The sequence below is a fragment of the Luteibacter sp. dw_328 genome, from assembly GCF_018449605.1.
Taxonomy (GTDB): Bacteria; Pseudomonadota; Gammaproteobacteria; order Xanthomonadales; family Rhodanobacteraceae; genus Luteibacter.
This window is the reverse complement of sequence record NZ_JAAVUW010000003.1, coordinates 481,853-493,379: the sequence shown is the minus strand read 5'-3', so window position 1 is coordinate 493,379 and position 11,527 is coordinate 481,853. Positions and strand designations below refer to the sequence as shown.

The 11,527-nt window shown below is 64.9% G+C and carries 8 protein-coding genes; 4 read left to right on the top strand and 4 right to left on the bottom strand.

Features of this window, described 5'->3' with window-relative positions:
- Positions 1-124: 124 nt before the first annotated feature.
- Both HB634_RS10095 and HB634_RS10090 read right to left on the bottom strand, forming a co-directional pair.
- Complete coding sequence (locus HB634_RS10095) at positions 125-514, bottom strand: hypothetical protein (protein ID WP_213948468.1); 390 nt, start codon at positions 512-514, stop codon at positions 125-127.
- A 165-nt stretch (positions 515-679) separates the two neighbouring features.
- Positions 680-1,855 (bottom strand): acetyl-CoA C-acyltransferase, encoded by a 1,176-nt coding sequence (locus HB634_RS10090; RefSeq protein WP_213948467.1) that lies wholly within the window; start codon positions 1,853-1,855, stop codon positions 680-682.
- A 208-nt stretch (positions 1,856-2,063) separates the two neighbouring features.
- Here HB634_RS10090 and HB634_RS10085 point away from each other — a divergent pair, with 208 nt between their 5' ends.
- The 4 genes from HB634_RS10085 (at position 2,064) to HB634_RS10070 (ending at position 8,021) form a co-directional block, all read left to right on the top strand.
- Positions 2,064-4,871, top strand: a complete 2,808-nt coding sequence (locus HB634_RS10085; protein ID WP_345777479.1) for a S8 family serine peptidase — start codon at positions 2,064-2,066, stop codon at positions 4,869-4,871.
- Between the two features lie 552 nt (positions 4,872-5,423).
- The gene (locus HB634_RS10080) at positions 5,424-5,723 is read left to right on the top strand and encodes a hypothetical protein (protein WP_213948466.1); all 300 of its coding nucleotides are present in this window, start codon (positions 5,424-5,426) and stop codon (positions 5,721-5,723) included.
- 94 nt (positions 5,724-5,817) lie between these two features.
- Positions 5,818-6,687 (top strand): DUF4189 domain-containing protein, encoded by an 870-nt coding sequence (locus HB634_RS10075; protein WP_213948465.1) that lies wholly within the window; start codon positions 5,818-5,820, stop codon positions 6,685-6,687.
- Positions 6,688-6,716: 29 nt separating this feature from the next.
- Entirely contained in the window at positions 6,717-8,021 is a 1,305-nt protein-coding gene (locus tag HB634_RS10070; RefSeq protein ID WP_213948464.1) for a peptidoglycan-binding protein, read from the top strand.
- Positions 8,022-8,129: 108 nt separating this feature from the next.
- On the opposite strand, the gene HB634_RS10065 is transcribed toward HB634_RS10070, so the two are convergent.
- Both HB634_RS10065 and yccS read right to left on the bottom strand, forming a co-directional pair.
- Positions 8,130-9,287 (bottom strand): isovaleryl-CoA dehydrogenase, encoded by a 1,158-nt coding sequence (locus tag HB634_RS10065; RefSeq protein WP_063573496.1) that lies wholly within the window; start codon positions 9,285-9,287, stop codon positions 8,130-8,132.
- 86 nt (positions 9,288-9,373) lie between these two features.
- Complete coding sequence (gene yccS / locus HB634_RS10060) at positions 9,374-11,485, bottom strand: YccS family putative transporter (RefSeq protein WP_213948463.1); 2,112 nt, start codon at positions 11,483-11,485, stop codon at positions 9,374-9,376.
- Between the last annotated feature and the right edge of the window lie 42 nt (positions 11,486-11,527).

Below are 11,527 nucleotides of genomic sequence, written 5' to 3'. Positions count from 1 at the left end.
CGCGCGGGGACGAAACGACCATGATAGCGGGGTGTCGCCATCCGAAAACGCTGCGGCGCGCCAATCGCTAAAAAGAAACGGCCACCCGAAGGTGGCCGTCGTCCCAGCAAATAAACCCGAGGGCTTACTTCTTGGTGGAGCTGTCGTCCTTCGCGCTCTTGGCGTTGGAAGCGGCATCCTTGGCCTGGTCAGCCGACTTGTCGGCCTGGTCGGCAGCATTGGACGCAGCGTCCTTCGCGGCTTCCGGCGTACCGCCGGCGGTCGAAGCAGAAGCGGCGGCCTGCGCCTGGCCGGCAGCGTCCTTAGCCTGATCGGCGGACTGCTGAGCCTGATCGGCGGCCTGCGTGGTCGCGGCGTTCTGCGACTGGTCGGCGGCCTGCTGTGCCTTGTCAGCCTGCTGCTGTGCATCCGCAGCCGACTTCTGGGCGTCCTGCGCGGAATCCGTCGCGCCGTTGCTGCAAGCTGCCAAAAGCGCGACGAGCGCAGAGGCGAGAAGGGTACGCGTCAAATTCATTGTGTTTCTCCTTAGCCGTAGAATGCCGTTAGGCGGGCTCATTAATAGCTTAGTTGTCATGACTTAGCTACAGATCGAAGGGGCATGCTTCAGGGCGCATTAAAACCTATGGAAAGGGCGTGATCGTTACAAGAAAACGCCCATCCGGTTTCATCGACGTCAGGTTCACACCAATTCGATGGCGATCGCCGTGGCCTCGCCGCCGCCGATACAAAGGGCTGCGACACCCCTTTTTGCCCCACGGGCTGTCAACGCATTGAGAAGAGTCACGACGATACGCGCACCGCTGGCGCCGATCGGATGGCCCAGCGCACACGCGCCGCCGTTGACGTTGATCTTCTCGTGCGGCACGCCGAGCTCACGCATGACCGCCATCGGCACGACGGCAAAGGCTTCGTTGATCTCGAAGAGGTCCACGTCTTCGGCCCTCCAGCCCGCCTTTTCAAGCACTTTCGAAATGGCGCCCACCGGTGCGGTGGTGAACCACTCCGGTTCCTGCGAATGCGTGGCGTGCGCAACGATACGTGCCAGTGCGGTAATGCCGCGGGCCTTCGCATCGTCGGCGTCGAGTAGCACCAGCGCGGCGGCACCATCGGAGATGCTGGACGAGCTGGCTGCCGTAATCGTGCCGTTTTCCTTGCGGAATGCAGCGCGCAGGGTCGGGATCTTCGCGGTGTCCGAACGGCCCGGCTGTTCGTCTTCGGCAAAGTCCTGCGGGCCCTTGCGACCCTGGACGGTCACCGGGACGATCTCGTTGGCGAACGCATTCGCCTTCTGTGCGGCCTGCGCGCGCTCCACCGAGGCGATCGCGTACGCGTCCTGCTCTTCGCGGGTGAAGGTGTATTTATCCGCGCACTTCTCGCCGAACACGCCCATGGACTGGCCATCGTACGGATTGGTCAAGCCGTCCCAGGCCATGTGGTCGACCAGCTGGCCGTCGCCGTAACGGATGCCGGTGCGCGCGTTGACCATGTGCGGCGCGTTGGTCATCGACTCCATGCCGCCGGCAACGACGACCCTCGCCGAGCCGACCTTGATCAGGTCGTGGGCGAGCATGAGTGCCTTCATGCCGGAGCCGCAGACCTTGTTGATGGTCGTGCAGCCGGCCGAAACGGGCAGGCCGGCTTCGAGCGACGCCTGGCGAGCCGGGGCCTGGCCGAGATTGGCGGGCAGCACGCAGCCCATGATCACTTCGCTCACGTCGGCCGGCGCGATGCCGGACTGCTCAAGGGCGGCGCGGATGGCGGTGGCACCGAGCTTCGGCGTGGGGACGCCGGTGAACTGGCCAAGGAAGGAACCGATGGCGGTGCGCTTGGCGCCCGCGATGACGATCTCAGACATGGGAACTCCGTGGGACTCGCATGGCCGCCCGGGAGGGCGGAAAACCTGTCGAGTATCGCAGCGGGGGGCGTGGCGGGGCAATCTGCGCCGCGGCATGGGGTGTGCGCTGCAGCACGGCAAGGGCCTGGCAGGTGTGCGAATATCCGGTCCAGGTGCGCCGCCAGGGGACTTGGCCGCGCGACATTGATGTCGAACCGAGGGGCCAAACGTGAATCAGCGGAACTTCCCGCGCCAGCGCGAGCTGGCGTTTGCCGTGTGCATGAGCCTGGGCCTGGTGGCCTGTGGGGGCGGTGGTGGGTCGAAGACCAGCGGGGCTGGGGTGGTCGTCGCGCCTCCTCCCCCCGTTACGCCGCCCCCTACGCAGCCGACCCAGCCCGATCCGCCCATCGACGCGCAGCTTTCACTGACCGGCGCCGACGTGGCGCACACGGCCGGTTTCACCGGCAAGGGCGTGATCATCGCCGTGATCGACAGCGGCGTCACCTCCGCGAATCCGGCACTCGCCGGGCGGGTGCTGGATAAGATCAGCTACGTCGACCCCGGCGCCAACAACCTGACCGTCGACGACGTTGTCGGCCACGGCACCGCCGTGGCACAGATCGCCGCAGGGCGCCCTTTCGGCGTCTTTGCCGGGGGTGTCGCCCCGGACGCCACGATCGTTTCGGCGCGGATCATCAACGACAAGGCGCCGACGGACGATGGTTCCGGCCAGGGCAACCAGGCGACCAGCGCCGACCCGCTGGGCTCGGTCAATGCCGGCGTCATTGCCGATGGCGCGAAGGTGCTGAACAACTCTTGGGGCGGGGTCTACTGGGACGCCTCCGACACAGCGGCGACGAAGAGCTTCCACGACGCGTATGCCCCTTTCACGGTCGGTCACCTGTTCGTGTTCGCCGCAGGGAACGACAGCAAGGCCGATCCCTCCACCGTGGCTGCGCTGCCGTCGCGCGCACCGGACCTGGAGGCGGGCTGGCTCACGGTCGTCGCGCTGGATAGCAACAACCCGACCCAGATCGCCTCGTACTCGAACCGTTGCGGCATCGCGAAGAGCTATTGCCTCGCCGCCCCCGGCGAGGTCATCACCACCTCGGCGACGTCGACCGCGGCGAACGTTTCCTACCAGGTCTGGACCGGCACCTCGCTGGCCGCGCCGCAGGTTTCCGGCGCCGCTGCGGTGGTGATGCAGGCGTTCCCCAATCTGGGCCCCAATGGGATCCGCCAGATCATCCTCGGTACGGCCGACGATCTCGGCGACCCGGGCCCGGATGCCATCTACGGCTACGGGCGGCTCAATGTCGGCCGCGCGATCCGTGGCCCGGCGACGTTCGACTGGGGCAACTTCGAGGCGGTCACCGCCGCCGGGCACGATGCCGCCTTCCTCAACGACATCAAGGGTGCCGGTGGCCTGAATGTGTCGGGCAGCGGCAAGCTGACGTTGTCGGGCACGAATACGTACGCCGGTGCCACGAATATCAGCGACTTCGCCACGCTCGAATCGATGTTGGCTGTTCCCGGAGCCGTCGGCATCGGCTCCAACGCCACGCTTATCGCACACGGGAACATCGGTGGGAGCGTCAGCAACGCAGGCCAGCTGGCCACGCTGGATACCGCCACGCACATCAATGGCAACTTCACGCAGACGTCCAGCGGCCGCCTGTCCCAGAAGCTGGGGGCACCACTCATCGTCAGCGGCACGGCGACGCTCGGCGGCGACTTCTATATCGCGGGTGCCGTGTCCGGTTACACCGTGACCTCGCACCAGCAGGTGCTCATGGCCAACGCGATCTCGGGCGCCTTCGCCACGACAACGAAGGCCTCCGGCGTCTTCCTCAGTTCCACGCTGCAGTACCTGCCGAAGGAAGTCTGGGTCGACACGACGCAGCTGAGCGTCACCCAGGTAGCGACCACGAGCATGTCGCAGTCGGTAGCCGCGGTGAACTCGGCGCAGCGACTCGACGGCGCGTTCGCGCAGATCAATGCAAGCCTCGCCACTGTGTCGCCGACGGCTGCCGCGATGGACGAGCGTACGTTGCTTGCGGCCGGCAGCATCCAGCAGTCGTCCACGCCGCAGGTGGCGCAGGCCTCGCTGGAGTCGCTCTCGGGCCAGCTGTACGCAGCGAGCACGGCGGTGACGCTGGCCGGTATCGATGCAGGTAACGATGCGCTGATCAACCATCTCGACCAGCAGGGCCCCACGGGTGCGTGGACGCAGTCGCTGGGCTCACAGGGTGGCCTGAGCCGCGCCGGCTTCGGCAACGTCGGCTTCAATCTCGACGGCGCGCTTATCGGTAACGATGTGAAGCTCGGCAACAACGGCTTCGCCGGCGTCGCCGTCAGCCAGATGCGCAGCACGGGACAGTTGTCCGGCAGCCTGGATCGCCAGACCAATCGCGCCACGGAAGGCATGCTGTATGCCGGCTCGCGTGGCGCGAATTGGTACGGCGTGGGCCGCTTCGGCTTCGGCAGCTTCCATGGCGATACCCAGCGCCTCCTTCGTCTGGGCGACCAGGGCACCTTCGCCGGTGCGGACAATACCGGCCACTACAACGTGGCCTATGGCGAATTCGGCTACCGCACGAACGTCGGCGCCTTCACGCTCACGCCGTACGCGAACGCGCAGTTCGCCAGCATCCGTCGCGATGGATTCGATGAAGCGGGTGGCGACGGTTTCGGCCTTGCAGCCAACGGCCAGACCACTTCGCGTTGGCAGGCCGGCTTCGGCCTGCGTGCGGGCAGCTCGTGGCTCACCTCGTACGGCAAGCTGCGTATCGACGCCAAGCTCGGCTGGCAGAACGCGTTCGCGACGAAGGGCGAAGTGTTCTCGGCCCGCTACAACGGCATCGCGCAGTGGGCACCCGTGGAAGGCATCGGCCTGTCGCGTCGAGCCGGCACGGCGGGCTTCACGATGGGCCTGGACTTGAGCGAACGCTCACAGTTCGGCATGGATGTGGAGCAGCGCTTCGCCGATCGCGACCACTCGCATTCGGCAACGCTAAGCTACCGCCTCGCCTGGTAACCGCCCGCTATCTGTAGGCGCCGATTCATCGGCGATGCACCAAGGCATCGCCGCCTACAGACAACCCAATGTTGTTTTGCTACGGTCATCCCGTTGCCTGCGTCCGCGCTCGTCGTGCCGCGCAGGCAACCATCGCTTCATGCGGTGAGAAGCGCGGCCCGAGGGTGCTTAGAACACCCTCGAACCGCTGGCCACAAACAACTAGTCAGGAGTCATTCGTGATTGCCATCGATCATACGGCACTCGGTCGCCCGCCGGTTCCCCCCGGCGACACCCTCAGCGGTTACCGGGACGTCTGCATACGCCGCAGACACGGTTGAGGGACAACGGCGTCAGCCAATTCTGAGATGTTTCTTGGCCGTGCAACCCGGCGCTTGCACTAGCGCCGCCGCGAAGCGGGCTGACGCCCTCTCACTTCATCAATCAAGCCACCCGGCGCCCGGCCACGGGCAGCCGTGAAACTGCGAGTCCGCCTGATCCGTTAGAACCGCGGCACGTTGCTTCGTGCGCGTGCCGCACCTGGAGCAGCGGTCGTTTTATCAAGGAGCAGTGATGCCTGTTACGAATGAACACGGCACGGCTCGCCGTGCGCGCTACTACGCCGATCCCGATGCTTCGGCGCATGAGCTTCTCAACAACGCGGCGGAGCTGCTGCAGTACGCGCGGGGGCTTACAGAGTTGCTCGCGGAATTCGTGCATGAGTCGGATACCGTCGATTGCCGGCGCATGGCGTTGTCGCTGGATGCGGTCGCGGCGCTTACGCAGATGGGGGCGCATTGCGCGGCCGAGGCGCATGCGCGGCTTGCGTGGGAGAGCGGGCAGGTATCGGGGAACGCATCTGGGGCGCATTGATGCTTGCCTCAAAGAAGCCCGGAGTTCGTCTCACCGATGAGGGGGTGATGAGGATAGACTCGGCCCCGAATTCAAGGACAGGAAGAAATAAGACATGGTGAGCCTGCGCATATTCTCCCTGGGCATCCTTGCCACGGTCATCGGATCGCCGGCGATGTCGATGCCGCTGGTCCATCCGCCGACCGCTCCCGTGGAGGTAGTTGCCTCCGCGCCACAGGGGACGCATTTGCTCGCCTTCAAGACCAGTGGCGTTCAAGCTGATGCAAACGGGGTTGCCGTGTTTGAGGGGGCGCCGGATAAGGAAGGCGTGGCGCACCGCGACCTCATCATTTTCGGCAAGAAGAACGGCAGGTTCGTCCCTGAAATGACAAGCGATAAGCTAATCGCCTGCTCGAAATGCACTCAGTTTCACGACGACGCGTTTGACATCAACGATGTAAAGGTCAGTCCGGGTCAAGTCCGCATCGTGCAGATGGACGGTGGCGAGAAGCCAACCACCACAATTGTTGAATTAGCGAAGGAGTCCGGCGTATGGCACGTCCGCTCGGCGAGTCGGCATGTTGTCGATATGGGGAGGTTTGAAGAACGTACAGTTCTTCTTACTTTGCCAAAATCCGGGCTCGCGGCAGACATGGATGCGCAATGGAGTGTTCCGGTATATCTGAATACGCTGATGGTTAATAAAAACAGCGGCAAGTTCTGGTTCTTGCATGATGGCGGGTCGCCCGAGGCCGTGTGGAAGAGCATGGACGGTCGTTGCGGCAAGCAGGACTGCACGATTCTCGTCCAGCAGCAGGACGGCTGCATCTCCCTCGTTCGCGATGAGTCGTCTCGATGGTTCAGTGGCGCGAACGCGAATCACAAAGATAAAAAACAAGCAGTATTCGAGGCGATGAACGCCTGCAATGCAGCCGGCGCAATGAACTGCAAGGAAGTCGAGACTCAGTGTAGGCGTGGAATCTAACGGCCTGGCCGCCAAATCAAGGAAGATATATGGATGTTCTGTCGGATAAGAAAGTGACGCGTCTCGTTGCAAGCCAAGGTAAGACACGCGTTTATGAGATGGAGGACAGTACCTGGGTGACGGCGCAGGAAGGGACTGTTTCGTGGCGGAACAATAATCCTGGCAATCTCAAATTTGAGTTCAGTGGAAGTGCGGACTCTACAGTGCATAACGGCCGCACGAAGGAAAAGGCGCTGGAAAGAGCGCAGGAACGTTACGACGGCGTCGTTGACCTTGATCATTGGGGTAATGCTGTTTTTGAGAGTTACGAAGCTGGTCGCGAGGCCCAAAAGCAGCTTATCTCCGACCGGTTCGCCGACAACACAGTCGATGAACTAGTGAAAGGTTATTCAAAAGCGGACTACAGTGGCGCGACGCATCACGCCAGCCAGGCGAATACCATTTATGCCACGGCGGCGGCCGAAGGCTATCACCTTCACGGCAAGAAGGTTGTTGATATGACCCCAGAAGAGCGCAATGCCTTAGTTGACGGTATCGCGCGTGCCGAGGCCTGGAAGCGGGGCACTACGAATCAAACCCCGCCACTCACCAACGAGCAGTTGACGGAAGCATTGCACGCACGTCCCCAGCAGGCGGCAGCAGCCCAATCGCCCGCTCATCCGAATGTGCACCGCCAGGGCGATCGAGGTGAGGCAGTCGGTGCATTGCAGTCGGACCTGGCTGCCCTCGGCTATACCGGCCGCGACGGCGGTCCCATCCACGCCGACCAGCGCTTCGGTCCGCACACCCGGGAAGCGGTCGAGGCTTTCCAGCAAGCCCGCGGCCTGCGAGCGGATGGTGTGGTGGGTCCAGCGACGCTCGCTGCGCTTTCGGAAGCAAGGTCGCAGGCTCAGGCGGCAGCCCTTCAGGCGCCGGTGCCCGACATGCTCGATGCACGCCATCCCGCCCATGGCATCTACGTCCAGGCTTATTCCTGCGTCGCGAAGATCGACGAGGATCTGGGGCGCGCGCCGGGTCCTCATACGCAGGCGTTTGCCGGCAGTCTGACGTCGGCAGCCACGATGGCAGGGTTCAATCGCATCGACCACGTTGCCTTATCGGACGACGCCAACCGCGGGTACGCCATTAAGGGCGATCTGAATTCACCCTTCAAGCGCTACGTCGAGGTTGACGTGATGCAGGCCGTCCAGACACCGCTGGCGCAAAGCAGCCAGGAAGCCGCGTTAAACGTGCAGAAGAACGAACAACAACAGGCTCACGTTCAGCAGCAGGCGCAGGCCCAGCAGCAGGCGCCCGAGCCGGTTCAGTCGGCTGGGCCTTCGATGGTGCGGTGATTGGGGTGTCGCCGCTGAAGCGGCTCCCACAATGAGCCGCACAAAAAAAAGGCCGCCCCACACCTTCGTGTGGGAGCGGCCCATGTCGCAAAACGGGAGCTGTGCCTGTTAAGACTTGCCGTGGAACAGCTCGCGTCCGATGAGCATGCGACGAATTTCGTTGGTGCCCGCACCGATTTCGTAGAGCTTCGCATCGCGCAACAGGCGTCCTGCGGGGAACTCGTTGATGTAACCGTTTCCGCCCAGGGACTGGATCGCTTCCAGGGCCACCTTCACCGCATTGGTCGACGCATTGAGCAGGCACGCGGCCGGATCGATGCGCGACTTCACGCCGTTGTCGAACTGCTGGGCCACCATATACGCGAAGCCGCGTGAAGATTGCAGTGCGGTGTACATGTCGGCCACCTTGGCCTGCATCATGCCGAACGTGCCGATGGGCGCGTTGAACTGCTTGCGCTCGCGCACGTAGGGCAGAACAAGGTCCACGGCAGCCTGCATGATGCCGATCGGGCCGCCGGAAAGCACGAGGCGCTCGGTATCCAGCCCGCCCATCAGCACGCGTACACCTTCGTTCACTTCGCCCACGATGTTCTCAGCGGGGATTTCGCAGTTGTCGAAGACCAGCTCGCAGGTGTTCGAGCCGCGCATGCCGAGCTTGTCGAGCTTCTGCGCGGTGGAGAAACCCTTCATGCCCTTCTCGATGATGAAGGCGGTCATGCAGCGGCTGCCGGCGGGACGCGGCGCCGTGCGCATGTAAACCAGCAGCACGTCGGCATCGGGGCCGTTGGTGATCCACATCTTCGTGCCGTTGGCGACCCATACGTCGCCGACCAGTTCGGCGCGGCAGCTCATCGAGCCGACCACGTCGGAGCCGGCGCCCGGCTCGCTCATCGCCAGCGCGCCCACCCACTCACCGCTCGTGAGTTTTGGCAGGTACTTGCGGCGCTGCGCGTCGTTGCCGTTGTGGTAGATGTTCTGCACGCACAGGTTGGAGTGCGCGCCATAGGAAAGACCGACCGATGCCGAGGCACGGGAAATCTCTTCCATCGCGACCATATGGGCGAGGAAGCCGAGGCCGGAGCCGCCGAATTCCTCAGGCACGGTCACGCCGAGCAGGCCCATCTCGCCGAACTTCAGCCAGAGGTCTTCCGGGAAGACGTTTTCGCGGTCGATACGATCGGCGCGGGGGGCGATTTCCTTCTCGGCGAAGGCGTGGACGCTTTCGCGCAGGAGGTCGAGGTCTTCACCGAGGGAAAACGGGCGCATGCGTGCAACTCCGGGGGGGGGGTACGGGGGAAAAAGCATCCCATCGTAACGCGCCGGGCGCTCCAGTCCACGGCGCGACGCAGCAATCAGGCCGGCGGAAGGGCCGCGATACGGTCGTGAACGCGGATCAGCAGTAGGCACTGGCGGTCCACCAGACGCACGGCTTCAGGGGCCCCCGCGACTCGTAGCGATGTCCCCACGAGCAGGGCCGGGGTGCCCAGCGGCGACGCCGGGGAGCCTGCGCGCACGTGTTCGGCCAGGGCGTCGAGGCCGTGAGCGATGCGTTGGGCCAGTTCCTCGACGGCGGCGGCATCGGCCGGCACCAGGGCCTGCCGATGCACGCCCAGCGTCGACAGGTGGGCGAGCCCAGCCTGCAGGGCGGTGAGCAGGCGAAGCGCGCGTTCGCCGCGTTCTTGCGGATGACCGGGTTCGGCAAGCAACTCGGCCACGTTGCCGGCCACCGCCGCCTGGGCGGCGTGCGCGTCGCGACGGGCGACGCGATAGGGCAGGTCGTCGGACTTGCCGTTGCGGTATTGCGTGGCGATGCGCTGCAGGTAGCGCCCGTAGGCCAGCAAGGCGTCGGCCACCACCTCTTCAAGGCGGCGTACGCGCCAGTCGGGCAGGACGAAGCGGATGGCCACGGCGGCGACGATAGCGCCCAGCAGGGTATCCAGCAGGCGCGGGCCGATGGCGTCGTAGCCCGCGCCGACGCGATCGAAGCAGAGCAGGACGAACAGCGTAATCACGGCGGTGGCCAGGGCGTAACGTCGCAAGCGGAAGGCGAAGAAGCCGGCACCGGTCGCGACGAGTACCGGCAGGCGCCAGTCGCCCCCGGGCAGCAGGCGAAGCATGGCCCAGCCGGCCACAAGCCCCACGGTGGTGCCGATCACGCGCTGGACGAGTCGACGGCGGGTGCTGCCGTAGCTGGGTTGGCAGACGAAGAGTGTGGTCAGCAGGATCCAGTAACCGTGGGTGGGGTGCAGCGCGAGCATGAGCAGGTAGCCACCGAGCATTCCGGCGCCAAGGCGTACGGCATGACGGAAGTGCATCGAGCGCCGGTTGAGCCGGATGCGCACGCGGGCGATGGCGTCTTTCAATGACGACGGCTCGTTGCTTTGCAGCGAGGTGTCCATGTCCTGCGGCAGGTTGCCTTCGTCTTCGATGGCCGCTTGCAAGCGTTCCATGTTGTCCATCAAGGCGGAGAGCGCGTCGTCGACGGCCTCATCGGGCGGATCGCTGCGGCGGCGGTAGGCGATGGCTTCGCGGAGGTCGTCGAGTGCGGCTCGTGGTAGCGCGATGGAGCCGAGCGGCGCGATACGTCTTATGGCGTCGGCTCGCTCGCGACAGGCAATGGCCTGCAGTCGCAGCAGGCGGCCGAATCGAAACATCAGGTCGCTGTGGTAGAGCGCGTCCGCGAGTTCATCATAGGGATAGTGCGAGGAGCTGATGCGTTCGTGGATGTCCTGGGCGACGAAGAACATCGCCAGTCGTGCCGCGCTGCGTCCCCGCGGTTGGCGCCGGCCGATACGGTCGATCAAGGCGGTGCGTGCACCGGTCAGGGCTTCGACGGTGCGCAGGTTGCGTTTTGAAAACGCGATGTCGAGTGCGTCGCGGTCGAGGCCGTGCACCGGTTCGAACAGCGCCGCCTTGGCTTCGACGAGCGCGGCGAGCGACTCGAACAGGCGCGCCAGTGAGTGGCGCACGGCACGTTGTGGCGCGAGCGCGCTCCATATCAGCGAGAGCAAGCCGTACCACGCGGCACCGGCGAGGATCGCCAGCGTGCCTTCGTTGCCTGTGCCGGCCGCGGCGGCATCGGAGGCGATCATGGTGTAGACCGAAAGGATGAGCGTCGCCGTCGCGATCGTGGCGTAGCGCCCGCTGGCGGCGCCAAGCATCACGAGGATGAAGGTACCCAGTGGCAGGGCGATGGCGAAGAGGACGGGTTGGCCGATCAGGGCCTTTACCCCGGCGGCGGCAGCGGCGAAGCAGAGCAGGGTGACCACGAGGCCGCGCAGCCGACCGCGCCAGGCGTCGTCGGTCTCGGCAAGGGCGCAGGCGATGGCGCCCAGCAGGGCGGGGACGATGGCGCTGGCGGGGCCGATGAGGGTGCACCAGGCGGTGATGCCCGATAGCGCGAGGAAGGTGCGCAGGACGTCGGCGAAGCGGTCGGATTCGGCGAGGTGGCGTAGGGAGGGCATGGCCTTACTTTAGCGTTACCGCGTCGTCGCGCTGTAGCGATC

Excerpts from the sequence above, each read along its gene's own strand:
- HB634_RS10080 (WP_213948466.1), top strand. The coding sequence starts at position 5,424 with ATGCCTGTTACGAATGAACACGGCACGGCTCGCCGTGCGCGCTACTAC.
- HB634_RS10070 (WP_213948464.1), top strand. The coding sequence starts at position 6,717 with ATGGATGTTCTGTCGGATAAGAAAGTGACGCGTCTCGTTGCAAGCCAA.
- HB634_RS10075 (WP_213948465.1), top strand. The coding sequence starts at position 5,818 with ATGGTGAGCCTGCGCATATTCTCCCTGGGCATCCTTGCCACGGTCATC.
- yccS (WP_213948463.1), bottom strand. The coding sequence starts at position 11,485 with ATGCCCTCCCTACGCCACCTCGCCGAATCCGACCGCTTCGCCGACGTC.
- HB634_RS10095 (WP_213948468.1), bottom strand. The coding sequence starts at position 514 with ATGAATTTGACGCGTACCCTTCTCGCCTCTGCGCTCGTCGCGCTTTTG.
- HB634_RS10090 (WP_213948467.1), bottom strand. The coding sequence starts at position 1,855 with ATGTCTGAGATCGTCATCGCGGGCGCCAAGCGCACCGCCATCGGTTCC.
- HB634_RS10065 (WP_063573496.1), bottom strand. The coding sequence starts at position 9,287 with ATGCGCCCGTTTTCCCTCGGTGAAGACCTCGACCTCCTGCGCGAAAGC.